We start from the raw sequence: 24,349 nt of genomic DNA, 5'->3' as shown, positions 1-24,349 counted from the left end.
CGACAGTTAATTAGATATGCAGTTCAAGTTTATAGAGAAAAATGCTTTGTACTGTGTAAAGGACAGGGGTGACCAAAATGCATTTACATAAATATAAGGCGCATACATTACCCGTTTATGTTATGGCTGTATTATTATTCGGGACGAAGACATATGTGATGTATAGATTTGTGTTTTCTATTCATATGGACAATGTTTTACAGGAATTTATTTTGTTTATTAATCCATTTGTTTCAGCTTTTTTATTATTTGGATTGAGTGTTTGGATTAAAAACCCATCTAAAAAACAAGCGTATATTCGCTATACCGCATTGATAGGCTCGTTTATTATTTATGGCAATCTTGTGTTTTATCGGTCCTTTACAGACTTTTTAACGATTCCACAACTCTTTCAAATGAGCAATGCGAATGATCTAGGTGGGAGTGTGCTTTCTTTAGTAAAGGTGTATGATGTTTTGTTTTTTATTGATGTGGTACTTATTTGGCGGTTATGTTCACGTCAAGTGAGCACGTTTCTTACACCATATCAGCGTGGGAGAAAAATGTTCGTATTATCTGTCTCTTTGATGCTCTTGTCTTTGAATTTTCTGCTTGCAGAAATGGAGCGGCCACAACTTTTTACAAGAGCATTTGATCGAGCATATCTTGTCAAAAATATTGGTTTATTTAACTATCATATATACGATCTTGTCGTTCAGTCAAAAACGAAGACACAGCGGGTGTTTGCGGATGGCAATGAATTACCAGAAATAAAGACGTATATGGATCAGCATATCCATCTTGACCAGCCTTCAGAATTAACTGGTATTGCAAAAGGCAAGAATATCATCTTTATTTGGGCAGAGTCGCTACAAAGCTTTGTGATTAACAACGATGTCAAGGGCCAAGAGGTGACCCCTTTTTTAAATGAGCTCACGAGAGACGAAGATACGTTTTATTTTGAGAATTTTTATCATCAGACAGAACAAGGCAAAACGTCAGATTCTGAATTTCTAGTCGCTAATTCGCTTTATCCGTTATCAAGTGGGGCCGTGTTTTTTACCCATGCACAAAATGACTTTTATGCAATTCCAGAACAAATAAAGGACATCGATTACACATCAGCAGTATTTCATGCGAACAACAAAAGCTTTTGGAACCGTGATCAGATGTATGAACGTTTAGGATATGATCACTTTTATGATCAAGAAGCGTTTGCGATCAATGAAGCAGACAAAATTGGTTGGGGTTTAAATGATGAATCATTCTTTAAGCAATCAATACCTTATTTGGACGAATTGGAAAAACCATTTTACGCGAAGTTTATTACACTAACGAATCACTTTCCATTCGAGCTTGATGAAGAAGATCGTTCAATTGAGCCGTATGACTCGAAGTCAAGCACATTAAACAATTATTTTCCAACTGTGCGATATATGGATGAAGCGATAGAAACATTCTTTAATGAACTTCAAAGTGCGGGTTTATACGAAGACTCAATTATCCTGATTATGGGTGATCATTATGGGATTAGTGCTAATCACCATAAAGCTATGGGACAATATTTGAACCAAGAAACACTCACACCGTATGACCATATTCAACTACAACGTGTTCCGTTTTTTATTCATATACCTGGATATGGAAAAGGCGAGATTGTCGAGGACATAGCTGGACAGATTGATGTTAAACCGACTTTACTGCATTTACTCGATATTAACACAACAGATGATATGTATTTCGGTAATGATCTCTTTCAAAAAGAGCATAAGGGATTCATTGCTCTACGAAATGGTGATTTTGTAAGTGAGGATTACGTTTATGCTTCGCAAAGCTGCTATAAAAGACAAACAGGAGAATTGTTGACGAAGGATGGCACGACACCATTTACTGAAGATGAGGCTGTGGATCCATGTGCTGATCTTTATGATCAAGTAAAGCGGGAACTGAATTATTCTGATCAAATTATTTACGGTGATCTGTTTCGTTTCCACGATTTTGGAACTCAGCGATAAAAAAGCCAGCCTTATCATAAGATGAACCGTCTAAAAGGTCATTTTATGATGTGCTGGCTTCTTTTAAACGGATTAACTGCTGCAAAAAGGCGCGGCTGTTAGTTCACATATAATTGTGGCGATGGAAAAAAAGCCAAAAGCCAATACGGTCAATCCGGAAAAACCTAATGCGAAATAATTTTTTAGTTTTAATTGACGAAAGACAGAAATGGCAGCGACGATCGTAACAATAAGAAATAAAATACCTAATACCAATCTCATCTTTGTTCCCCCTTAGAAATTTAACATATGTAATGTTGCAATAGTGACAAACCTATATAATGGTATGCGTTCAACCATACCTATTTACATATTATAGTAAAACAAGCATTTTGTCGAGTAAGTATAATCATCTTTATTAAATTGAGGAGTGATTCAACTTGAATATTACACAACTAAATCTAGGGCCCTTAGGAACAAATTGCTACATTGTTAGCGATAAAAAGACAGCTCTCATTATTGATCCAGGTGGTGATGCCAAAGACGTAATTGCTTATCTCACGAATAATGACATCAAACCTTTGGCGATTTTATTAACACATGCTCATTTTGATCATATTGGAGCTGTAGATGAACTGCGCTCTTACTACGAAATAGAAGTATATGTCCATGAAACAGAAGCTAAGTGGCTTGTTGATGCACAATTAAATGGGTCGTCACTTTTTATTGGGATGCCAATTATAACTGAACTCCCCGAACAATTGATTGAACCAGGAAAATTGTGTATCGGTGATTTCGTGATGGATGTCATACATACACCTGGGCATTCACCGGGGAGTGTGTCCTTTGTGTTTCAAAAAGACGAGATCGTCATCAGTGGTGATGCTCTGTTTAATGGTGGAATAGGCAGAACAGACTTGCCGGGAGGCGATTTTTCTGTTTTGGCACAAAGTATAAAGACGAAGCTATATGCTTTGCCAGATCATTATCGTGTATATCCAGGTCACGGCCCATGGACGACAATTGAGCGTGAAAAGGGCACGAACCCATTTGTTCATGCATGACTAAAAAAGACAAAAACCCTGTATATCCGTTACAGGGTTTTTGTCTTTTAGCCAAAGCTTGGTACGAGAATGAATTCTGAGTACCACGTGAAGCCTACGAAGAAAATCGTACAGTAAGCTGCGAATAAGTACATATACATACGTTCGGATAATTTCAAATAACTAACTGTAAGAAAGAATACGGTTTGAATTAAAAATAATAGTGCTACAGGTGCCATATCCCCTACATAAAACATTACAGTAAATATGCCGGTCCAAAAAGCGAGGACTCGAAACATCCGCTCCATTACTTCCCCTCCTTAGGCTGACTATCATGTGTATTATAACGAACTCATTATCGTTTGTAAATAAAAGTTCACTAAATGGGGTTGAAAATATATGACAGACCCGAATTTAATAAATACTTTTATCTTGAAGCATACTAGAGCCTCACACTCGTGTAAGTGTGAGGCTCCAGTATCTAACTTATAAATGGATGGCATATGAGCAGCTGTTGCAGCCATCAAGCATGTTGTCGATTTCTATAAGCTCGACATTTGTGAACATCACTTCGAACATACCTTTCAAAAAGGCCTGGTGCATTGTACATATTGTTGTTTTATTATCTGGCATTAATGCAACTTCCTTGAAAGGACAATTGCTAATGGTCATTGATATTTTTGATGTGTCGTCGTCAATTTGAAATTCAGGGTACATTCCAAACAGTGTTGCTGCTTCTTCAAGCATCTGGAATTTCTCTTCATTTGACATTGTGTCTAGGTTCGTGTTTTTTTGGTATTGATTCATCAACTCAACACCATATTTCTTTCCAGTCTCATACAAAGCTTGTTTTCCTGGCTCCCCTAGATTCATAAATGTTTCCATTGCAATAGAAGAGAGCAATTTATAATCTCTATATGGGAAGTTTAATTCAACGACTTCATCTGCAAGACGATAAAGTCTACCGGGGCGCCCACCTTTCCCGGTTTTTTTAGTGTGAGACATGAGGAGCTTGACATCTTCTAGTCTTGATAAATGTAGCCTTGCCACGTTAGGATGAATCTCAAAAGCTTGAGCTATTTCTGCAACACTTACAGAATCATGTTTTTTTATGATGTACTGATAAATATTGAATCGCGTTGGATCGCTCAATGCGTTAGTAACTTTTAATGTGTTTTTCATATATAATCATCCTTTCAAATAACCTAACCATCTTAAGTATAGTTGATATGCTGTTGTGATACAGCAATTTGGATGACTTGTAAAATAATCTTCAATAATTAATGGTGATTTTGTGACAATCTTAACAAATGCCTTTTTAAGCTTACGACAAATGATCGTGTTATTTGTGAATCTGTGGTAATTGTCATATAAATGGATGCGCCTTCTTCCACATATACAATTTCAACGTCTCCTTGTGGAAAGCTGTATGATGCAGAATTTGGCCAAGAATCTTCCTGACGATTTGCTAAATAGGTCGAATACCCCATTTGGAAGAGCGTTTCAATTTTAATGTGTTCAAGCTCTAATTCAGTAATTTGAATCTCGTTTTGATAGAGTTGAATTGAAGACGATAAAACTAATAATACAATGGCAGCGCCAAAAAGTACATAGGGTAATACAAATCCCGACTGTAGTTTAATAAAAGATAATTTTCTTTGCATATGATTCTCCTTGAATCGTTGTGATCGTAATTCGTACACCGTAAGGTAATGGACTGAAGCCAACACGCGCAACATCACGGAGAAAGACTTCATGGCCACCTTTAAGTCGTCTGATCAGTAATTGCCCTCGTTGAGAGAATTCAGCGGTTTCACCATCAGGTAATTGTAATTGCAGGGTATGTGTTGTAATTGACCAATCATCTGCTCGGATGGCTTCGTCTTGCATATAGCTAAAAAAACGACTAATGGACAATGCATCATAGTTGTCGTGTATGTGGACTAAACTAATAAGTTGGATAAGAAATGGAAGTGTTATTGTCAAGGCTGCCAAAGCAAATAGGATAGATACAAATGAAAAACCTTTGTTATTTTGCAGGCTGTCCATATAAACACATCTCCTCCTGCTGTTCTCGGGCATTCGTCCAAGTCGCACATCCTTTTAAAAAGAGATGGGTTTCGTTGAATTCAAATGTGATATCCTGATTATAAATGGAGTGTGTATAAAGGGATGGGAGTTCCATACCTGTTGTCCATAGATAGTCTTGTAGATCATCATGAAGTTGATTTCCTATCGCTAACCGGAGCTGGAGGTGATGGCGTTCCTTCTGTATTAAGGTCATAATAGGAAGGCAGATAGACAGAAGCATGATGACCTTCCCCAATGCAATGACGGACTCTGTGAGAACAAAGCCATTACAGTTTTTCAATGCGTGCACGCCCCTTTCCGAATGGAAATACAATTTTATATGAATTGCTTGGCGTTGTGAGGACGAATGATGCAGGTTGTTTAACGACACCACTCTTGGCAAAAACAATTTCGTGGTTATGATCAATCCAGTCTCCAGGTAACGACCGCTCTAGTATGATATTGCTGCCCATAACTAGAATGTACTTTTGATCGCTCGCAATAAAGGTGAGTCGAACGAGGTGCTCCGGATGTGTCGAAGCAAGCACTTGAGTGTAAAGTAGATCAGACTGAAGCACTGAAAAAAACTGTTCTTCCTGCTGTATGTGTAGTCGCTCTATATGAATGGGGGGGATGAGCAACAAGATGATCGAAAAAATAGCCAACACAATGAGCATTTCGAGAAGGGTGAATCCTCTTTGTGTTTGATTGGGTGTCATTATGATCCCTCTGGTACTCTTCCAACATTTCCCTTTTGATCAATAGTGATGACATCTCCCTGTGGGCACGTCTTTTGGTCTTCTCTAATGTATTCAGGTACAAGGTCACCTATACTTGTGGGGGGACTGCCTTTTTCAATGGTGTATGCATCTGCTTGGGCCTGAACGACTGCAACAAGTGCATCACAGCCTTGTTCATATACATCTTTGCCTTTATTAATGAGATTTGGCACAATTAAAATTAACAAGACGGATATGATCATTAGAACAATCAACATTTCTACTAATGTGAACGCTTTTTCGTTTTTAAACAAATTTCTCCACTCCTTAAATTGTTTGGATGAGGTCGAGCATTGGTGATAATAATGTGACATACGTGAGAATGATAAAGCATGCAAGGAGAATAAACACCGCGGGCTGTATGAATGCGATTGTCTGTGTGATTTTTTTGTGCATATCCTCAATTGAAAATTCTGCATAAACGGCTAAATCTTTAGCTAAAGTCTTTGAGTCTATTTCTTTTTGAAACAGGACGACGAGATTATGTTTGATAAACGATAATTCAGTGAACGTGTTTGAAAGTGTCACCCCCTTTGTTAATTGTTCTGTTATTAACGTGCTGTAGTGAGAGAGGATCGGAAGTTGGTGTTGATTCGAAATGATATGCAAAACTGTTTTTATGTGCAGACCACTTTTTAGGAGTAAACTGACGTGAGTTGCTAATTGAAAGCTTGTTTGCATACGTAAATAACTGCGGTAAACGGGCAAATATTTTATGATGCTTAACTGTTGATCAGTGCTTAAACGTCTTCGCATCAAATACCACAGGGAGGCGAACAAAATTGCACTAATCAGTAAGATCATTATTCCGTAGCTCATCACATCAATTAAAACAAGTGAATAGTTTGCCATCGATGTGTTTGCGCTTTGTTGAAGAAGGTGTGTAAATGATGGGAGGAGGAATAATCGTATGAAATAGAAGAGAATCATAAAGGAGAAAAGGAGTATAAGGGGATATCTGACTGTACTGCGAAGCTTCTTATGGTATGAGAGACGTTGTTCATATAAATAGGCACTTCTTCTGATGCTTTCCTGTAAATCGCCATTATCTCTGGCAAAATAAATAAATGCCGTTACTAAAGGTGGGAAACCTTCTTTTTTAAGACATATATCCAAGGGATTTCCTTGTTTTAATGAAAGGGCCATTCGGTTCGCAACATGGTTAAAAATCTTGTCTAATTGAAGGGTACCTAGTGCTTCAATAAGTGGATACCCGAGCTCCAACAAACGTGTCAACCGCTTTAGAAATCGTACTTGGTCCACAGGTCTCAGTGTTGCTTGCTTTTTATTCCATAAGCGCATGTTTGGTAATATAGCCATAAGCATAAGCCTTCCTTTTCAGATGTTCAAATGTATGAAATTGCGTAGGTTGTTCACGTGATCCATGTGTTAAAACGTCATATAGAGCTTGTTCATCAAGAATTTCCAACAAAGCCGCTCGCCTGTTGACAGTATGGTTTAAATGAATGGGTATAAGTTTCAAGGCAGCGACTGCGATTAACGATTGCTGCATTTCTATTTTTGATAGACCCATTTCGAGGAGGCGGTGTACGGTGCCAATCGTGTCTTTAGCATGAAGGGTGCTTAATACGAGATGGCCCGTTAATGCAGCTTCAAAAGCAAACCGTGCTGTTTGGTGATCCCTTATTTCACCGACCATTATAATGTCTGGATCATGTCGAAGAGCCGCTTTGAGCCCCACTTGATATGTCATACCAGCTTTCTCATTAACTTGGACTTGGAGGATGTCATTGATATTTTTTTCAATTGGATCTTCTAATGTAATCGTTTGATAGCAGTGGTGCTGGATAAGTGATTGTAAAAGGGCATATAGCGTTGTTGTTTTGCCTGACCCAGTAGGCCCTGTTAGCAGAATGAGTCCAGCTCGAACGTTAACTAAGTTGATTAAATATTCTTTTTGAAAGGGGAATAAAAACAAGTCGTCGAGTTCGTAGTGCTTATTTTGAGGTAAAATACGAATCGCCAGGCTTTCTCTATGCTTTGCTGGCAAAGTGGATAAGCGTAAGGCATAATTGCTCGTGTCTGAATGAAAATCGATGGTGCCATTTTGGGGTTTTCTCGTTTCACCAATATCCATTCCTGATGTAAACTTGTAATAGGAGAGAAGCAGGTCATATGCGGTCATTGTAATGGTACGATGCCAATGACGTTGACCGTGAATACGAAAAAAAACGTCAGCTTTCTTTGGGAGAGGATAAAAATGAATATCGGATGCATCCGCTTGGATGGCTTCTGTGAGCAAAGCATCAGAAATACTTTGAGCTGAACTCAACGCAAATCGCCTCCTTTTGAGGGTCTAATTATGATATAGAGGGTGTTATAAAAATATGGGACACATATACTTAATCGGTTTTATGGGAAGTGGTAAAACAACTGTTGCAAAGGAGTTGGGACGTTTACTGGAGAGGCCTGTCCTGGATACGGATCAGCTCATTGAGGCACAGCATGGTCCAATAAAGGATATTTTTAAACGGGAGGGTGAGCGTGTCTTTAGAGCATATGAATCAAAGGTGCTAAGAGGTATAAAAGTGAAACAAGCAATCGTGGCAACAGGTGGAGGCATTGTAGAAAACCAAGAAAACGTGGATTATATGCATTATAACGGATTTACCATTTACTTACAAGCTTCTTTTAGAGAAGTTTCAAAAAGATTAAAAAATGATGAAGCGCGCCCGCTCTGGACAGCGGATCAGCATGCACAAAACTTGTATGATCATCGTTTTAAAATGTATGAAAGGAGTGCTCATGAACATATTCGAACGGATCATAAAACACCATTGGAAATTGCCGCAATCATTGCGAGACTCATAGAATTGCGTGAATAGTAGGTCCTAAAAACGTCCATACTAGTTCATAACACATTTGATTGGGTGATCCTAATTGTCTATAAATGAGTATGTCAAATTTATGACGCAGACGATAACCTCATATATGAATCAACCTCGAGAAGAACGAAAGGAACAGAAAAAACAAAAGAAGACGACAAGTTCAGCAGTTTCTAATCGATGGTTTGGCATCTTACCATTTGCGTTCAAGTTATTTAAAAGAAAGAATAGCAGCAGGTCACATGACTAAAATACCTACTGCTTTGGGGTGATAATGGAATTGTCCAGATAAAATAAGCCACCATTAACAACGTCTATTTGAATAGAAGGTGTGAGACGACGTTTTATTTCATCCTGTTCTTTATTAAATTGCTGCATGGGTTCTTCATCATCTTGAAGCCCATCATAAAAATGCTTTAACAGCTCCAATTCTTCCTGTTGTTTTTCCAGTGCAGCTTGCGCCCAGCTATGGTCCTGTTGCTGAATGTAGTCCGAGATAACCGATTCTATTCTACCGAATCCACTTGAGAGCTTAATCATTGGTGATATCGTATAGCAAAAATCAGGTATTGCCGATTGTAATGTGTATTTAGAGAGTTCTTCCATCATACCTGATTTCATCATGCCGTTAATCATGTTGAGCCCAATCGATAACATTTCTTCTTTCCGTTGCTTTCCTGTATACGTTATTTTGATATTGACGACAAGCCAAGGATATAGTGGTGTTTTTGCAGTTGTGTTTAGCTTTTGAAAAAGTTTTGTGTAGCGTTCATGTCCTTTTAAATGGTCAAAAATTTGCTGTAATCTCGGACTCCCGTAGTGAATATGTTCAGCTTTATCTGCCGGTTGTTTGGATGGATCGGTATTAAAAGTAAGTGTAGCAGGGTCGCCTTCTTGTCCTATTTTTTTTATATAATGCCAGTAAAATGGTCGATTCATTAACGCTTTGTCCATTTCCTCTGTTAATTGAACCGTAAGTAATCCAGACTTTGAATTAATAATATCGCATTGGTGACCTTTGAAATACATTTCTAGGAAGTGATGCAGGTGATTAACTCCCATAATTTCCCTCCGTTTGATTGGTGCGTTCTTTCGTGTGATTTAATACAGACGTCAAATTGTCGAGTTTAATCTTTGCTTCACCTATTGAAGCGGATTCAGAATAGATCGTATGAATTTCTTTACCAAGATCATCAATGTCTAGTTCGGCCATAATATGATCAAGCTGACCAATCACATTTTCAAATAACCCGATCTTTTCATATAAACGTGTCATGATATGTGCTTCAATCGTATCCTTCGTGGCCATATTTTGAATGAATACATCCTTTTTTTGCCCATATCGATGAATACGACCTATTCGCTGTTCTAGCCGCATCGGGTTCCAAGGTAAATCATAGTTAATCATATGGTTGCAAAACTGTAAATTAATGCCCTCACCACCAGCTTCTGTTGCGATGAGGACTTGTGCATGTGTTTCAAACAGCTGTTTCATCCAGTCCTTTTTTCCTTTGTTAAATCCACCATTATAAGGAACGGAAGAAATTCCGTGTTGTTGTAAAAACCACTGTAAATAGATTTGTGAGGCACGATATTCAGTGAAAACAATGACTTTCTCATCACCGCGTTGCTGAATAAGCTCGATTAGCTTTTTTGCTTTGGCATGATGTGGTAACTGTTCAATGTGTTTGATGATATGTTCACTGCTGTTTTGTAATTCAGGCTGATCGTTCATCATCTTTTGTAGAGACATGAAGCACGCTTCTCGCGATGAGCATATTTCTCGTAGCAACGTAATAGACGCAAAGGTTGATATAGATGATGATAACGCTTCTAGCAATTGATACACTTGTTTTTCTTCTTCGCTAAATTCCACCCAAACCGTTTCAATATGTCGTTGTGAATCAAGAAGCTTCTCCTGCTTTCTCGTATTTCGAACCATCACTTTTTGAATCAAGGTTTTTAAATAATCATCTTGATAAATCTGTTTCCGGTCGTTACCGTATGTTTGCATAAAATGATCATAGTTCCCCAGATGTCCGGGTTTCAATATAGAGACCAGATTAAAGATATCCATTAGATTATTTTGCACAGGTGTTGCCGTTAAGAGTAGACAATACTTCTTTTGGATCGCTCTTGCAAACGTATAATTTTTCGTTTGATGATTTTTAAGTTTATGCGCTTCATCAATTAAAACAAGATCATATTCAATATCGAGAATTTGATCACGGTGAGGTGATTTTTTAGCTTTATCCATCGAAGATACGACAATATGATAGTTTGCCCAAGGATAATTTTTTCGATGAGATGCTGCTGGTATGAAAAACTTTTCATTTAATTCTCTGACCCATTGATTAACGAGAGAGGCTGGAACTAATATTAATACTTTTTTTACGAGCCCACGGACCATATATTCTTTTAAAATTAAACCTGCTTCAATTGTCTTACCTAAACCGACTTCATCTGCTAGCAATGCACGGCCATTCATATTTTCGATGACTTGTTGCGCACAGTTTATTTGATATGGTAAGAATGATAGGTGAGATAAATGCGTTAACGCACTTAATCCTTTGAATTCCTTTGCCATCGTCGTTAAATGAGCCTCATAAGCTAATTGAAACAAATTCCATGAAGAAAAAGGACCCCCAGATTCGATCGTTTCTTCGAGCTGATTAATGTATGATGTATCTGACTTAATTTTAATATCTGGCATAAAAATCATCCTTTACATTTAACTGGATAACCATTCATTGTGTGTTATAATGGTAAAGTAGATATTCCTAGTGCAATTATTGCTTACATAGTTTATCCAACTAAATGATTTTTATGAGCGAATGAACATAAGAGGAGAGATTACTAAAAAGATGTCATTGTATTATGAATTGATGTACGCATCTTTTATAGTAACGCCGAAGGAGCAAGCATATTTGTGAATCTCTCAGGCAAACAGACTCTTGTGGGACGCACCTCTGGAGAGTGTTTACGATTGTAAACCACCTACGAAGCAAGCGGCTATTGAGTCTGCGAAACTTTCTGGTTGAAGGACAGAGATTTCATGAAGCACTGGAATCTCTATTTTTGTGTTGAAAATTTACGAGAAGGGGTTGGGAGGATGAAGGAATTAAAACGGACACCGATATATCCGGAATATGCGGAATTAGGTGCAAAGACGATTGATTTTGGTGGCTGGGATATGCCTGTTCAGTTTTCTGGGATTAAGCAGGAGCATGAGGCCACAAGATCAAAAGCAGGCCTATTTGATGTGTCACATATGGGGGAAATTTTAGTAAGCGGTCAGCACAGTGAAGCATTTTTACAATCGATGGTCACAAATGACGTTTCTAAACTAGCACCTGGAAAGATTCATTATACGATCATGTGCAATGAAAATGGCGGTACAATCGATGACTTCCTCATTTATATGCTTAAGGAAGATGAATATTTACTCGTCGTTAATGCAGCCAATACGCAAAAGGACTTTGACTGGCTCAATGAACATAATACGTATGCTGCCGAAGATGTAAAGATTGTTAACGTTTCAGATGATTATGCATTGCTCGCATTACAAGGGCCAAAGGCGGAAAAAGTGTTGCAGTCCATTACAGATACAAATCTATCTCTCATTAAATTTTTTCATTTCGACCAACCGGTCTATTTCACGGGTATAGATACAGGTGCACTCGTGTCGCGTACCGGCTATACCGGTGAAGATGGCTTTGAAATATATATTGAATCAGCGAAAGCACGAGACCTTTGGAAGCTCATTTTGAAATCAGGAGCTGAGGAAGGCGTTGAGCCGGTGGGCTTAGGTGCAAGAGATACACTTCGCTTTGAAGCCAACTTACCGCTATATGGTCAAGAGCTCTCGTCTGATATTACGCCTATAGAAGCAGGCCTTAAATTTGCTGTTAAAGTGGACAAACAGGCTGACTTTATTGGGAAAGATGTGTTACAGAAACAGGTTGAAGATGGAACGGAGCGTAAGCTTGTTGGACTTGAAATGATTGATAAAGGCATTCCGCGTAACAGTTATACAGTTTATTCAGATGGAGAAGCCATTGGTGTTGTGACATCGGGCACACAAGCACCAACTTTGCAAAAAAACATCGGACTCGCTCTGATAAAGACACCATATACAGAAGTCGGAACAGAGGTCACGATACAAGTGCGTAAACGGGAGTTGAAGGCTGTCGTAATACCGACACCATTCCTAAAAAAAGGCTAAAAGGGGGAAAAGAAAAGATGGAGTTTCGTTATTTGCCAATGACAGACAAAGATAAACAAGACATGTTGGATGCAGTAGGAGTTACTTCCACTGAAGATTTATTTGCTGATATTCCTCAGCAAGTTCGGTTTAAAGGAGAAATGAATTTAAAAAAACCGGTAAACGAACACGAGCTAAAAGCTGAATTGTTAAAAATGTCTACCAAAAACATGAATTTGCAAACACATAGATCATTCTTAGGTGCTGGTGTTTATGATCATTTCATTCCTTCAGTTGTTGATCATGTTATTTCTCGTTCTGAGTTTTATACAGCCTATACACCTTATCAGCCGGAAATTTCGCAAGGAGAGCTGCAAGCGATCTTTGAATTTCAGACAATGATTTCGGAATTAACAGGTATGCCTGTGGCCAACTCATCTATGTATGATGGGGGAACAGCTTTGGCAGAGGCGGTTAATTTGAGCGCGGCTCAGACGAAACGCAAAAAAATTCTTGTCTCAAAAGCAATTCATCCCGAGTCTAGAGCGGTTATAGAGACATATGCAAAAGGCCCAAATTTAGAAATCGTTGACATCGATTTGAAAAATGGGATGACAGACCTTGATATGCTCGCACAGGAGTTGGATGAGCATACAGCAAGTGTCGTTGTTCAATATCCGAATTTCTTCGGTCAAGTTGAACCATTAGAACAGATTAATGCAATTATAGAACAACAAAAGAAAGCAATGTTTATCGTTTCAAGTAATCCGTTGGCACTTGGTTATCTTACACCACCAGGTACGTTTGGGGCTGATATCGTCGTTGGTGATACGCAAGTGTTCGGGATTCCAGCTCAATTTGGTGGCCCACACTGTGGTTATTTTGCAACGACGACAAAACTGATGCGTAAAGTGCCTGGGCGTCTTGTAGGTCAAACGACGGATGAAGAAGGCGTGCGCGGCTTTGTTTTAACGTTACAAGCGAGAGAACAGCATATTAGACGTGATAAAGCAACATCAAATATATGCTCTAACCAAGCACTTAATGCGCTTGCGAGCTCCGTCGCTATGAGTTCTATTGGAAAAAATGGCTTGAAAAAAATGGCGATCTTAAATATGCAAAAAGCGAGATATGCAAAGGCACAATTTATAGAAGCTGGATTTGACATTGTTTTTGATGGTCCATTCTTTAATGAGTTTGTCGTTAAGTTATCTGGATCTGTTCAAGACACGAATCAACAGTTGTTAGATAAAGGAATCATTGGGGGATATGATCTCGGGCTCGTCCATTCTGATATGAAGCATCATATGCTCATTGCCGTGACAGAAACACGCACCAAAGAGGATATTGACACATTTGTAAAAGAAATGGGGGATATAAATGGCAAATAAAGATTTTCCGTTAATTTTTGAGCGTAGTAAAGAAGGTAGAACGAGCTTTAGCCTTCCAGAATTAGATGTCCCTGAAACAAACTTAGATCAAGAGTTTGAAAATGTGTATGTTCGACAAACAGCACCTGATTTACCTGAAGTTAGTGAGCTAGAAATTATGAGACATTATACAGGTTTATCAAATCGGAATTATGGCGTCGATTCCGGCTTTTATCCACTCGGTTCGTGTACGATGAAATATAATCCGAAAATGAATGAGGATGTTGCGCGCTTACCAGGATTTAGTCATATTCATCCATATCAGCATCCTGACAGTGTCCAAGGTGCAATGGAAATGATGTATGATTTGCAAACGGCACTTCGTGAAATTACAGGTATGTATGAAGTTTCCTTACAGCCTGCCGCTGGTGCACAAGGTGAATGGACTGGGCTGATGATGATTCGCGCATTTCATGAAGCGAATGGCGATTTCAATCGAACGAAAGTTATTGTACCTGATTCTGCGCATGGAACAAATCCAGCATCGGCAACTGTAGCTGGCTTTGAGGCTGTAACGGTTAAATCCAATGAAAAAGGTCTTGTGGATCTTGAGCATTTAAGAGAGGTTGTTGGGGAAGACACAGCTGCACTTATGCTTACAAATCCAAATACACTCGGATTATTTGAAACAGAGATTCTGGAAATGGAAAAAATCATCCATGACGCAGGCGGTAAAATTTATTACGATGGCGCAAACCTGAACGCCATTATGGGCTATGCAAGACCTGGTGATATGGGATTTGACGTCGTACACTTGAACCTTCACAAAACATTTACTGGACCTCATGGTGGTGGTGGACCAGGATCTGGTCCAGTCGGTGTGTCAAAGGAATTAGAGCCATTTTTACCTAAACCACTTCTCGTTAAACAAGATAACAAATTTGTTTTTGAGTATAATCGTCCGCAATCAATTGGGCGCGTTAAGCCGTATTATGGAAACTTCGGTATCAATTTACGCGCTTATACGTATATCCGTACGATGGGCGCAGAAGGTCTTAAAAAAGCAAGTGAGTATGCGGTGTTGAATGCAAATTATATGATGCGAAAGCTAGAAGATACGTATCATTTGCCTTATGCACAGCATTGTAAGCATGAATTTGTTTTGTCAGGTAGAAAGCAGAAGAAATTAGGGGTGCGGACACTAGATATTGCGAAGCGACTCCTTGATTATGGCTATCATCCACCAACGATTTACTTTCCTTTAAACGTAGAGGAAGCATTAATGGTAGAACCTACAGAGACAGAATCTAAAGAAACACTCGATGGGTTTATCGATACGATGATCCAAATTGCCAAGGAAACAGAAACGGAGCCTGAATTGGTTCAAGATGCACCACATACGACAGTTGTTAAACGAATGGATGAAACGACAGCTGCACGTAAACCAATTTTACGTTATTATAAATAAAAGCAGGCGATGATGACGGTAAAAAGAAGATGGTATGGCTCACGGCCAACACCATCTTCTTTTGTTTTAGAAGTGATACATGTTTAGTATTTAATTTTTCCAGTCCACTTCTTAAATCCGCCTTTAAGGTGGTTAATGTTCGTATAGCCTTTTTTTCGTAACAATTCAGCTGCCCGTGCGGATCGAGAGCCACTTTGACAGTAAAGGTATACGGGCTTGTCCTTACGTAATTCAACGAGACGTTGTTTCATTTGAGTTAATGGAATATTTCTTGCACCGAGGATATGTCCTCTTTCAAATTCTTGGGGTTCTCTTACATCGATGAGCTGAGCCTTACGGTACCCTTCTTTGAATTGCTCCTCAGTTAATACGTTGAGAAATGAACGTTGTCTATAATAACGGAAAATGCTAAACCCGATAAATACGACTAGACCAATAACAAGTACTTCCATAATATCCCCCATCTTCCTAAATCATTTTCATATCTATTATTATAAGAGTAATTTGGTTTTTTTTCAAAGGTTATTTGTTGTCCAAGTATGTTAAAAATTGTTGGTGAACTTTTTCTTTGTGTATATAAATTTTTTTGAAGAGTGTTTCATAATTATTTTGCTGTCTTGGAAAATGTCGCTACTTGTGTTGTTGACCATTTAATACTATCATTTAATAATGTGCTTTTCTGTGTTCATATAAATATCATAAAAAAAACACCAAAATTAAAATCGATTTAACCCTTTAGAAGACATCATTTCATGACGATATCAATGTAGAGTACTTCGAGTTTAGGGTGAAAAAACGATTGACACACACGCTGTTTTTTGGTCTAATCACAATATATGCTATTGTAATTTGAAATTAAATACTATATATTGTACGTCGGTGAACTATTCATCGTATTATGGGGAGTGTTAACAAATGTCGGTTGGAGTAAAAGATACACATAAAATTAATATTGATGCTTTAAACGAGGATATTGCTTTTTTTCCACAAGTACATCCAATTACATCAGATATGACTTTATCACATTCGGGTGTTTCACGTCTCGTTATGCTAGATCGTTACGCATTTAAAGATACAGAAAAGAAGACGTTAAAAAAAGGTGATTTTGTCGTTCTTACAGTTAAAGATGACCCGAAGTTTCCTGCCCGAGGTTATGGATTTGTTCAGTCGATCGATTGGGCAAATAAACAGGCCTTGATTCAGGTTGATGAGGAATTTCAGTCTATGCTTGATGCGGGTGACCATGATATGGGGGTAATTAGTCGACCCTTCGATGTAATCGACAAACCACTCGAGATCTATTACGAGCAAATTGCAAAACGCAATGCGACCGGATTAGCTTCGGTAGAAACAACTGAGGAAGCAAGAGGCATTTGGCAAGCGCGTTTTACAGAGGAATTGGCACAATTAAACTTTGTTCCTGCTGGGCGTGTGTTGTATGGCGCGGGTTCCAATACAGATGTGACATATTTTAACTGTTATGTGATGCCTTACATTAAAGATTCTCGTGAGGGGATTTCCGAGCATCGTAAGCAAGTAATGGAAATTATGTCAAGAGGGGGCGGCGTAGGAACGAACGGTTCTACACTAAGACCTCGAAACACGTTAGCAAGAGGTGTTAATGGCAAGTCTTCAGGCTCTGTATCTTGGTTAGATGATATTGCTAAGTTAACACATTTAGTAGAACAAGGCGGAAGTAGACGTGGCGCACAAATGATTATGCTCGTCGATTCGCATCCTGATATTATTGAATTCATTATTTCTAAAATGCAAAATCCACGTATTTTACGTTATTTAATAGAGAACACAAATGATGAGCAAATTAAACGCTACGCTCATGAAAAATTAAAGTTTACACCGCTCACAGAAACTGAAACGGATCTTTATCAAGGAATCGTCAATTACAAGCATATTCCTGGTACAGGCGTCTTTACGCAAGCTGTTATAAAAGAAGCAGAAGAAAAATTAAAAACAGGTGGCACATATTCTGTTCATAATTCGGAGTTTTTAACAGGTGCAAACATCTCTGTTTGTTTAACAAATGATTTTATGGCTGCAGTAGAAGCAGATGCTGTACATGAGCTGCGTTTCCCTGATGTTGAACACTATACAAAAGAAGAAATGGACGACTATAATGCGCATTGGCATGAAGTTGGAGATGTGCGCAAATGGGAAGAAATGGGTTATGGCGTTCGGACGTATCGTACTATTAAAGCCCGAGAGCTCTGGAATTTAATTAACATTTGTGCAACCTACTCTGCTGAGCCTGGTATCTTTTTTATCGACAATGCGAATGAAAAGACAAATGCCACGGCATACGGTCAACAAGTCGTTGCTACAAACCCTTGTGGCGAGCAGCCGTTAGCACCTTATTCCGTTTGTAATTTAGCTGCGGTTAATTTAGCTGCAATGGCTGATAAACAAACAAAAACTGTAAATTATGAGAAATTGGAGAAAACCGTTGAAATTGGTGTTCGAATGCAGGACAATGTCATCGATGCAACACCATATTTCCTTGAGGAAAATAAAAAGCAAGCACTTGGTGAACGACGCATTGGCTTAGGCGTTATGGGCTTGCATGATTTGTTAATATATTGTGAAACAACTTACGGTTCAAAAGAAGGTCACGAATTAATCGATCGTATTTTTGAAACGATTGCTTTAACGGCATATCGGACGTCAATTGAATTGGCAAAAGAGAAAGGTAGTTTTCCTTTCCTTGTTGGTAAAACAAATGAACAAACAAAAGAATTGCGACAAAACTTTATAAATACGGGCTATATGAAGCAAATGCCTGAAGATATTAGGCAGGACATATTAACATATGGCATTCGTAATTCACATCTGCTAACAGTGGCACCAACAGGTAGTACGGGTACAATGGTCGGTGTTAGTACGGGTCTAGAACCGTATTTTTCGTTTTCATATTTTAGAAGTGGCCGCTTAGGCAAATTTATAGAAGTGAAAGCAGAAATTGTACAAGAGTATCTCAAAGCACATCCAGATGCTCAATCAGACCACTTGCCTGAGTGGTTCGTCTCAGCAATGGAATTATCGCCAGAAGCACACGCAGATACACAGTGCACCATTCAACGTTGGGTAGATAGTTCAATCTCAAAAACAGTTAACGCACCACGTGGTTACACAGTTAAACAGGTCGAAAAAGTGTATCAACGCTTGTATAATGGTGGCGCTAAGGGCGGAACTGTTTATGTAGACGGTAGCCGAGATTCACAAGTATTAACGCTTAAGGCAGAAGAAAACGAACAACTTGATATCATGGACGAGCTTTCTGAAAACAAGCCTCACGTCGTATTAATGGATACGATACAAGAACTTGAGCGGACGAATGTAACGATTGGTTCTGAGGTTGGTGACACGTGCCCAGTTTGTCGAGACGGGCAAATTGAAGATTTAGGTGGCTGTAATACATGCACTACATGTGGTGCTCAGCTTAAGTGCGGATTATAAAAAAACATTATGGGACCAGCATTCCATTAATGATATGCTTGTATTGGTTGAACTATTTAATTGACCAATCAGCTATGTCATCATGTACAATGCTGGTTCTTTGTTGTCTTTTGACGAATGACTTGTTTAATTAAATGGTCTACGGTATCATTAAAACTGAAACATTTTTGCGTAGACTAAAAATTACGTTGAAATGAGGGGGATATTTTGCCAACACCAAGTATGGAAGACTATATCGAAATTATATATAATTTAATTGACACGAAGGGGTATGCAAGGGTTTCAGATATTGCAGAATCACTCGATGTTCACCCATCGTCTGTAACAAAAATGGTTCAAAAGTTAGATAAGGATCACTATTTGGACTATGAAAAGTACAGAGGATTTGTCTTAACAGAAAAAGGCAATAAAATTGGCGAGAGGCTTGTATTTCGTCATGATTTACTAGAACAATTTCTTGAAATTATTGGCGTTAAAGATGAAAATATTTATAATGATGTTGAAGGTATTGAGCATCACTTAAGTTGGGATTCAATTGATCGTATTGGCGATCTTGTGCAATATTTTCAACAGGATCAATCACGGGTTCAAAAGCTTCGAGATCTTCATCAAGATTAAAGTCTATAGAGTATCACCAAGATGGGATCCTCTTTAGTGTTCTAACGACTAACCTCCTTGCTTATGCATATAGTATTAAAGGGTAGGAGGCATGCTGTGTGCGTATTGATGCGGTGTTTTCCGGTGGAGGCGTTAAAGCATATGCTTTTTTAGGTGCACTTGAACGGATGGAAGAACAAGATCTTCAAATTGTAAGAGCAGCTGGTACATCGGCAGGTGCTATCGTTGCAGGACTTATTGCAGCAAACTATGAGATAAGCGAAATTAAAGACATTGTCCTGAATTTAGACCTTAAACGTTTTCTCGATCCACCCCCATTAACGAAATTTATTCCGTTAAGTAAATGGGGGTTTCTTTATTGGAAAATGGGATTTTATCGAGGTGATGAGCTAGAACGATGGCTATACAACCGTTTAGCAGACAAACATATTTACACCTTTAAGGATATCCAACCAGAGCATTTAAAAATGGTTGTAAGTGATTTGTCATTAGGAAAATTAATTGTCATCCCTGATGATTTAGAATCTACTTATGGGATTCATCCCGATCAATTTTCTGTTGCGACAGGAATTCGTATGAGTGCAGGCTTCCCTTATTTTTTTATGCCAAAGCGACTAAAGGGAAAAAGCAATTGCGAGAGCATCATTGTAGATGGCGGATTGCTGAGTAATTTTCCTGTATGGATTTTCGGCAATGATCCATTAAGATTGAAACGACCTATTTTAGGCGTACAACTTGAAGAGGAAGATGACGTACATCATCGCCAGATTTCGAACGCATTAAGTATGTTACGTGCTTTTTTTAGTACGATGAAAGAAGCACATGATGCCCGGTATATTGATCAATCACAAATTAATAACATTATTACAATTCCTGTCGAACATATAGAAGCGACTGATTTAGCGATAGATGATCAAACAAAGCGGCGGTTAATTCAAGAAGGCTATGCCCGAACGGATCAATTTCTCGACTTTTGGCCGAGATAATGGTGAACAAAAAACGAGCTCATTAGTTTGAGACTCGTTTTTTTCGTTTTGATTTATTGCCATCAATTACTCTCAAATGACTGGCCCGTCTTTTTGTGGGCTTTTTTTGCTTTGCGCCTGAGGCGTTTCGACGCCCCGATGTGTCGTCAGTCATTTGTTGCCCTTGACGATATTTTATTTTAGATTGTTTTACAGCTTGTTTGTATTTTTTAGCCTCATCTGAAGGGGGACGTTTTCTCACGAATATAAAATAAAAGACAAGCAAAAACAGCGCGGCCATACCGACCATGAACACAATTTGAGAGAGAAAAGCAGCGGTATTACCAAATAGTTGTGATACTAATCCAATGGCTGCTAGGCCAATAATTCCATAGATCAAGATACTTATTCCTCGACGCTTCATTCTGCTACCCCTTTCCCGAAGTAATATCAATCATTTATCGAACCGCTAATACAATCTCTATATTCATATTGTCATAAAAACCCGGATAATATACACAGATCTTAATATATTTTAACATGAATTATAAGATTGGGCATGGGAATAGTTTGTTTTTCAACGTTACAGAGCATGATAATAGAATACCTTTTAGTGATCAAGGTGGAAATGCAAGATTTTATAATGAATGTATTGAGAAGATGATTGCATAATGTGAAGCCAAAATAAGAACACTATTTTATGATGTCATTTTTCTCTTCTGAGAAAGCCTCCACTATGGAAACGAAGCAGAGCGAAATACATAACGATAACCTAATATAGGAGTGTTTAACATGGCGATAACAAAAGCGAATAAATTAGAGCAGAATAAACATGAAGGGGCGATGTCACTTTTGTCTCGGTCACTTCTTACGGGTTTTATTGGCGGCATATTATGGAGTGCTTTTGGCGTTTTATTTTATTATTTCAATTTCACTGAAACGGCTCCACGTTCTTTTTTTCTTCGGTCGTGGTTAACGGACGAATGGACGAGTACATGGCTCGGGGATGTTGTATCCGTTCTTATGGCGGGTGTGACGTCTGTATTAGCCGCATTCATTTATTATAGTTTATTAAAAAAAATTAATGTCCTTTGGATCGGCGTTTTATATGGCGTCATTTTGTGGGGAATCGTATTCTATGTACTCAATCCAGTGTTTACAAACATTCCTCCGGTCACAGATATGGACAGACATTCAATTATTTCTACCATTTGTCTATATAGCTTATACGGTGCTTTTGTTGGGTATTCTATTTCGTATGATTATCATGATACCGTTTTAAAGCAAGTTCAAGAAAAGCAGCAATCCTCATCAAGGTGAACATTTTTTGTTATTCAAAACACAATATGTATGATAAACTAAAAAAAGCCATATTTGTTGGAGGACTGAGTATCTTGAACCGTTTGTTGTTGTTGAATGGACCTAATATGAACTTGCTTGGGACACGTGAAAAAGATATTTATGGTGCATATTCATTGGAAGACCTTGAAAACGAATTGCATCAATTCAGTGTTAAAAAAGGGTATACGATGGATTGCTTCCAATCTAATCATGAAGGGGAGCTGATCGATCAAATTCATGCTGCTTCAGGAAAATATGTTGGTATTGTCTTCAACCCTGCTGCTTATACCCATACGAGCATTGCAATTCGTGATGCGATTAAAGCCATACAGGTTCCTGTTATTGAAGTACATATGTCTAATGTTTATGCACGAGAGACGTTCCGGCACACGTCAATGATTGCCCCGGTTTGTGAAGGTCAAATTACTGGTCTTGGCATAACGGGTTATCGGTTAGCAGTCCTAGCGCTTATAGATTTGAATAGAAAGGGAGAGAATGATGTCAACACTTAAATTGGACAAACTGAGACAGCTCTTGAAAAAAGATCAATTAGATGCATTATTAATTACAAGTTCTGTAAACAGGCAATATATGACCGGGTTCACTGGTACTGCAGGTGCTGCAATCATTACCCATGATGCAGCATTGTTTTTGACAGATTTCAGGTATACGGAGCAAGCAACTGCTCAAGCAAAAGGTTATACCGTTATCGAACACAAACGTGCCATGGAAGAAGAGATTAATCAGCAGCTTGAAGCGTTGGGCATTAAGCAACTCGGTTTTGAAAAAGATCATGTAACATATGCGCAATATGAACGATATAACACGATGCTGTCTGCACAGCTAAAGCCAACAACAGGGTTGGTGGAACAGCTGCGTGTGATTAAGACAGATGAAGAGCTTGCGATCATGCAAGAAGCTGCAAACATTGCTGATGCAGCATTTGAACATATTAAAGGGTTCATAAAAGCTGGCGTCAAGGAAATTGATGTATCTAATGAGCTGGAGTTTTTCATGCGCAAACAAGGTGCAACGTCATCAAGTTTTGATATTATCGTTGCCTCAGGTGAACGTTCAGCCCTGCCTCATGGGGTTGCTTCTGAAAAAGTCATTCAATCTGGTGAGCTTGTAACGCTTGATTTTGGTGCATATTATAAAGGATACTGTTCTGATATTACAAGAACGGTAGCTGTTGGAGACGTTAGCGAACAATTACGTAACATCTATGATATCGTACTTGAAGCACAATTAAGAGGTGTCAATGGGCTTCAGCCTGGAATGACTGGGAAGGAAGCTGACGCGCTAACGAGGGACTATATCACTGAGCAAGGATATGGCGACTATTTTGGTCACTCTACAGGGCACGGTTTAGGTATGGAGGTTCATGAAGCCCCTGGTTTGTCCTTTAAAACCGAAAGAAAGCTTGAATCGGGAATGGTTGTGACAGTGGAACCAGGCATTTATGTACCTGGCGTAGGTGGCTGTCGCATAGAGGATGATGTTGTCATAACAGAAACCGGATGCGTCAAATTATCAACATCATCTAAAGCATTTACACAATTATAGACTTAAGAATTAAAGGAGAGAACAGCATGATTTCAGTAAATGATTTTAAAACGGGTTTAACGATTGAATATGATAATAGTATTTGGCAGGTAATAGAATTTCAACATGTCAAGCCTGGAAAGGGCGCTGCGTTCGTTCGATCGAAGCTACGTAATCTTCGGAACGGAAACATTCAAGAAAAAACCTTCCGGGCCGGCGAAAAAGTAAGCAAAGCTCATATTGACCATAGTAAAATGCAATATCTATATGCATCTGGTGATATGCATGCTTTCATGAATACATCAACCTTTGAACAAATCGAAATTCCAGCAGCACAGATTGAGCATCAATTGCATTTCGTTAAAGAAAACATGGAAGTATCTGTCATCACATATGAAGGTGAGATTCTCGGTGTTGATTTACCGAACAACGTTGAGCTTGAGGTTGTTGAAACAGATCCTGGTCTCAAAGGTGATACAGTTAGTGGTGGTTCTAAGCCAGCTACCCTCGAAACAGGTCATGTTGTCCAAGTTCCTTTATTCATTAATCCTGGCGATACAATCGTTGTTAATACGAGTGATGGAAAATATATGTCTAGATCATAATTCGCTCGAACTCGAAAAACAGTTCCTTGAAAAAGGGACTGTTTTTTTATT

The 24,349-nt window shown here is 38.6% G+C and carries 28 protein-coding genes and 2 riboswitches; of the genes, 14 read left to right on the top strand and 14 right to left on the bottom strand.

Annotated features, from left to right (window positions below):
* The first annotated feature begins 77 nt into the window (after positions 1 to 77).
* Positions 78 to 1,994, top strand: a complete 1,917-nt coding sequence (locus tag HPC67_RS06675; RefSeq protein WP_217586707.1) for an LTA synthase family protein — start codon at positions 78 to 80, stop codon at positions 1,992 to 1,994.
* Between the two features lie 72 nt (positions 1,995 to 2,066).
* Here HPC67_RS06675 and HPC67_RS06670 read toward each other — a convergent pair whose 3' ends face one another.
* Entirely contained in the window at positions 2,067 to 2,255 is a 189-nt protein-coding gene (locus HPC67_RS06670) for a DUF2759 family protein (protein WP_217586706.1), read from the bottom strand.
* A 158-nt stretch (positions 2,256 to 2,413) separates the two neighbouring features.
* Between HPC67_RS06670 and HPC67_RS06665 the strand changes: the two genes are divergently transcribed.
* On the top strand, positions 2,414 to 3,037 hold the full coding sequence (locus HPC67_RS06665) for an MBL fold metallo-hydrolase (protein WP_217586705.1): 624 nt from the start codon (positions 2,414 to 2,416) through the stop codon (positions 3,035 to 3,037).
* Between the two features lie 47 nt (positions 3,038 to 3,084).
* On the opposite strand, the gene HPC67_RS06660 is transcribed toward HPC67_RS06665, so the two are convergent.
* The 9 genes from HPC67_RS06660 to comGA all read right to left on the bottom strand — a co-directional run bounded on the left by HPC67_RS06660 (position 3,085) and on the right by comGA (position 8,158).
* Complete coding sequence (locus HPC67_RS06660; protein WP_217586704.1) at positions 3,085 to 3,324, bottom strand: DUF2626 domain-containing protein; 240 nt, start codon at positions 3,322 to 3,324, stop codon at positions 3,085 to 3,087.
* Positions 3,325 to 3,502: 178 nt separating this feature from the next.
* A complete protein-coding gene (locus HPC67_RS06655) occupies positions 3,503 to 4,198 on the bottom strand; it encodes a helix-turn-helix transcriptional regulator (protein WP_217586703.1) in 696 nt (231 codons plus the stop codon).
* A 98-nt stretch (positions 4,199 to 4,296) separates the two neighbouring features.
* Positions 4,297 to 4,680, bottom strand: coding sequence for a competence type IV pilus minor pilin ComGG (locus tag HPC67_RS06650; protein WP_217586702.1), 384 nt, complete (start codon positions 4,678 to 4,680; stop codon positions 4,297 to 4,299).
* A complete protein-coding gene (locus HPC67_RS06645; RefSeq protein ID WP_217586701.1) occupies positions 4,655 to 5,065 on the bottom strand; it encodes a ComGF family competence protein in 411 nt (136 codons plus the stop codon). Before HPC67_RS06645 ends, HPC67_RS06650 begins: the two co-directional genes overlap by 26 nt.
* On the bottom strand, positions 5,046 to 5,387 hold the full coding sequence (locus HPC67_RS06640) for a hypothetical protein (protein ID WP_217586700.1): 342 nt from the start codon (positions 5,385 to 5,387) through the stop codon (positions 5,046 to 5,048). Before HPC67_RS06640 ends, HPC67_RS06645 begins: the two co-directional genes overlap by 20 nt.
* The gene (gene comGD, locus HPC67_RS06635) at positions 5,374 to 5,805 is read right to left on the bottom strand and encodes a competence type IV pilus minor pilin ComGD (RefSeq protein ID WP_217586699.1); all 432 of its coding nucleotides are present in this window, start codon (positions 5,803 to 5,805) and stop codon (positions 5,374 to 5,376) included. Before comGD ends, HPC67_RS06640 begins: the two co-directional genes overlap by 14 nt.
* Positions 5,805 to 6,119, bottom strand: a complete 315-nt coding sequence (gene comGC, locus HPC67_RS06630) for a competence type IV pilus major pilin ComGC (RefSeq protein ID WP_217586698.1) — start codon at positions 6,117 to 6,119, stop codon at positions 5,805 to 5,807. Before comGC ends, comGD begins: the two co-directional genes overlap by 1 nt.
* Positions 6,120 to 6,132: 13 nt before the next feature.
* The gene (locus HPC67_RS06625; protein ID WP_217586697.1) at positions 6,133 to 7,185 is read right to left on the bottom strand and encodes a type II secretion system F family protein; all 1,053 of its coding nucleotides are present in this window, start codon (positions 7,183 to 7,185) and stop codon (positions 6,133 to 6,135) included.
* Positions 7,151 to 8,158, bottom strand: coding sequence for a competence type IV pilus ATPase ComGA (gene comGA / locus HPC67_RS06620; protein ID WP_217586696.1), 1,008 nt, complete (start codon positions 8,156 to 8,158; stop codon positions 7,151 to 7,153). Before comGA ends, HPC67_RS06625 begins: the two co-directional genes overlap by 35 nt.
* 55 nt (positions 8,159 to 8,213) lie before the next feature.
* Here comGA and HPC67_RS06615 point away from each other — a divergent pair, with 55 nt between their 5' ends.
* Positions 8,214 to 8,711 carry a shikimate kinase gene (locus HPC67_RS06615; RefSeq protein ID WP_217586695.1) on the top strand — a complete coding sequence of 166 codons (498 nt, stop codon included), beginning with the start codon at positions 8,214 to 8,216 and terminating at the stop codon, positions 8,709 to 8,711.
* A 55-nt stretch (positions 8,712 to 8,766) separates the two neighbouring features.
* Positions 8,767 to 8,961: a YqzE family protein gene (locus tag HPC67_RS06610; RefSeq protein WP_217586694.1), complete on the top strand. Its 195-nt coding sequence runs from the start codon at positions 8,767 to 8,769 to the stop codon at positions 8,959 to 8,961.
* Positions 8,962 to 8,966: 5 nt separating this feature from the next.
* Here HPC67_RS06610 and HPC67_RS06605 read toward each other — a convergent pair whose 3' ends face one another.
* Together HPC67_RS06605 and HPC67_RS06600 are read right to left on the bottom strand one after the other, a co-directional pair.
* Positions 8,967 to 9,773 carry a YqhG family protein gene (locus tag HPC67_RS06605; protein WP_217586693.1) on the bottom strand — a complete coding sequence of 269 codons (807 nt, stop codon included), beginning with the start codon at positions 9,771 to 9,773 and terminating at the stop codon, positions 8,967 to 8,969.
* Positions 9,763 to 11,424, bottom strand: coding sequence for a DEAD/DEAH box helicase (locus tag HPC67_RS06600; protein WP_217586692.1), 1,662 nt, complete (start codon positions 11,422 to 11,424; stop codon positions 9,763 to 9,765). Before HPC67_RS06600 ends, HPC67_RS06605 begins: the two co-directional genes overlap by 11 nt.
* A gap of 121 nt (positions 11,425 to 11,545) precedes the next feature.
* A riboswitch (glycine riboswitch) is annotated at positions 11,546 to 11,675 on the top strand.
* 3 nt (positions 11,676 to 11,678) lie between these two features.
* Positions 11,679 to 11,761: riboswitch (glycine riboswitch) on the top strand.
* 62 nt (positions 11,762 to 11,823) lie between these two features.
* Between HPC67_RS06600 and gcvT the strand changes: the two genes are divergently transcribed.
* Genes gcvT through gcvPB form a run of 3 tightly spaced genes read left to right on the top strand, consistent with a single transcriptional unit; the run spans position 11,824 to position 15,753 of the window.
* On the top strand, positions 11,824 to 12,936 hold the full coding sequence (gene gcvT / locus HPC67_RS06595) for a glycine cleavage system aminomethyltransferase GcvT (RefSeq protein WP_217586691.1): 1,113 nt from the start codon (positions 11,824 to 11,826) through the stop codon (positions 12,934 to 12,936).
* A gap of 17 nt (positions 12,937 to 12,953) precedes the next feature.
* Positions 12,954 to 14,306, top strand: a complete 1,353-nt coding sequence (gcvPA, locus tag HPC67_RS06590) for an aminomethyl-transferring glycine dehydrogenase subunit GcvPA (protein WP_217586690.1) — start codon at positions 12,954 to 12,956, stop codon at positions 14,304 to 14,306.
* Positions 14,296 to 15,753 carry an aminomethyl-transferring glycine dehydrogenase subunit GcvPB gene (gcvPB, locus tag HPC67_RS06585; protein WP_217586689.1) on the top strand — a complete coding sequence of 486 codons (1,458 nt, stop codon included), beginning with the start codon at positions 14,296 to 14,298 and terminating at the stop codon, positions 15,751 to 15,753. Before gcvPA ends, gcvPB begins: the two co-directional genes overlap by 11 nt.
* Positions 15,754 to 15,836: 83 nt before the next feature.
* On the opposite strand, the gene HPC67_RS06580 is transcribed toward gcvPB, so the two are convergent.
* Positions 15,837 to 16,205, bottom strand: coding sequence for a rhodanese-like domain-containing protein (locus HPC67_RS06580; RefSeq protein WP_217586688.1), 369 nt, complete (start codon positions 16,203 to 16,205; stop codon positions 15,837 to 15,839).
* 463 nt (positions 16,206 to 16,668) lie between these two features.
* On the opposite strand from HPC67_RS06580, the gene HPC67_RS06575 reads away from it, so the two are divergent.
* The 3 genes from HPC67_RS06575 (at position 16,669) to HPC67_RS06565 (ending at position 20,828) form a co-directional block, all read left to right on the top strand.
* Positions 16,669 to 19,224, top strand: coding sequence for a vitamin B12-dependent ribonucleotide reductase (locus HPC67_RS06575; RefSeq protein WP_217586687.1), 2,556 nt, complete (start codon positions 16,669 to 16,671; stop codon positions 19,222 to 19,224).
* A 207-nt stretch (positions 19,225 to 19,431) separates the two neighbouring features.
* The gene (mntR, locus tag HPC67_RS06570; RefSeq protein ID WP_217586686.1) at positions 19,432 to 19,842 is read left to right on the top strand and encodes a transcriptional regulator MntR; all 411 of its coding nucleotides are present in this window, start codon (positions 19,432 to 19,434) and stop codon (positions 19,840 to 19,842) included.
* A 98-nt stretch (positions 19,843 to 19,940) separates the two neighbouring features.
* The gene (locus HPC67_RS06565) at positions 19,941 to 20,828 is read left to right on the top strand and encodes a patatin-like phospholipase family protein (RefSeq protein WP_217586685.1); all 888 of its coding nucleotides are present in this window, start codon (positions 19,941 to 19,943) and stop codon (positions 20,826 to 20,828) included.
* A gap of 22 nt (positions 20,829 to 20,850) precedes the next feature.
* Here HPC67_RS06565 and HPC67_RS06560 read toward each other — a convergent pair whose 3' ends face one another.
* Positions 20,851 to 21,231, bottom strand: a complete 381-nt coding sequence (locus HPC67_RS06560; protein WP_217586684.1) for a DUF378 domain-containing protein — start codon at positions 21,229 to 21,231, stop codon at positions 20,851 to 20,853.
* A 368-nt stretch (positions 21,232 to 21,599) separates the two neighbouring features.
* On the opposite strand from HPC67_RS06560, the gene HPC67_RS06555 reads away from it, so the two are divergent.
* The 4 genes from HPC67_RS06555 to efp all read left to right on the top strand — a co-directional run bounded on the left by HPC67_RS06555 (position 21,600) and on the right by efp (position 24,298).
* Positions 21,600 to 22,127 carry a YqhR family membrane protein gene (locus tag HPC67_RS06555; RefSeq protein ID WP_217586683.1) on the top strand — a complete coding sequence of 176 codons (528 nt, stop codon included), beginning with the start codon at positions 21,600 to 21,602 and terminating at the stop codon, positions 22,125 to 22,127.
* Positions 22,128 to 22,201: 74 nt separating this feature from the next.
* Positions 22,202 to 22,660 (top strand): type II 3-dehydroquinate dehydratase, encoded by a 459-nt coding sequence (gene aroQ, locus HPC67_RS06550; RefSeq protein WP_217586682.1) that lies wholly within the window; start codon positions 22,202 to 22,204, stop codon positions 22,658 to 22,660.
* Positions 22,647 to 23,714: a M24 family metallopeptidase gene (locus HPC67_RS06545; RefSeq protein WP_217586681.1), complete on the top strand. Its 1,068-nt coding sequence runs from the start codon at positions 22,647 to 22,649 to the stop codon at positions 23,712 to 23,714. The genes aroQ and HPC67_RS06545 overlap by 14 nt, the downstream gene beginning before the upstream one ends.
* A 26-nt stretch (positions 23,715 to 23,740) precedes the next feature.
* Positions 23,741 to 24,298: an elongation factor P gene (gene efp / locus HPC67_RS06540; RefSeq protein ID WP_217586680.1), complete on the top strand. Its 558-nt coding sequence runs from the start codon at positions 23,741 to 23,743 to the stop codon at positions 24,296 to 24,298.
* Positions 24,299 to 24,349 lie beyond the last annotated feature (51 nt).

It is taken from the genome of Lentibacillus saliphilus, from assembly GCF_019093865.1.
In the GTDB taxonomy this organism is placed as follows: domain Bacteria; phylum Bacillota; class Bacilli; order Bacillales; family Amphibacillaceae; genus Lentibacillus_B; species Lentibacillus_B saliphilus.
Note: the sequence above shows the minus strand (reverse complement) of the source record. Positions and strands in the feature narration are given on the sequence as shown.